Consider the following 483-nt stretch of genomic DNA (forward strand, 5'->3'; position numbering starts at 1 on the left):
GGCGGGGCGTGTGGGGGCGGCTGTGTGGTGGGAGGACGTCAGAGTGCGTTCGGCGGAGGGCGTGCGGGTGGTGGGCAACGCGGTGAGTCGGCGGTGGTACGGCGACGCGGGCCAAGGGCGGGGGGGCGGGGGCCGTGCGTGCGGGTCGGCGGAAGTGAGCGGGGGGCTGGTGTGGGGCGGGAGGGCGGATGTCCGCGCGGGCACGGTGGGCGGGCGGCGGTCGGGGGGCTTGCGGTAGACGGCAGACCGGGGGAGGCGCGGGCAGGGCGGGGGGGGGGCGTGCCAGGCAGGAGAACGAGGGGGGACAGGAGGAGGACGGGATGCGGACTGACGAGTTAGGCGGGGCCGGTCGGGGTGGGGGCGGGGACGTCCGGCGCGGAGTCGGCGGTGGTGGGGTCGGTTTGGGGACCGGCGCCGCTGACGAGGGGAAGGGCGCTCTCCGCGATGGCGCTCGCCAGAACTTGTTCGTTGAGGGCGCACGGG

Annotated in this window: 1 protein-coding gene; it reads right to left on the reverse strand. The window is 77.2% G+C overall.

What is annotated here, in order from left to right; genetic code table 11:
- Nucleotides 1-335 precede the first annotated feature (335 nt).
- Nucleotides 336-483: exodeoxyribonuclease VII large subunit (locus tag A6V37_RS39105; protein WP_425262277.1), on the reverse strand; the 148-nt coding region annotated here is incomplete at its 5' end.

This window comes from Paraburkholderia ginsengiterrae, assembly GCF_001645125.1.
GTDB classification, from domain to species: domain Bacteria; phylum Pseudomonadota; class Gammaproteobacteria; order Burkholderiales; family Burkholderiaceae; genus Paraburkholderia; species Paraburkholderia ginsengiterrae.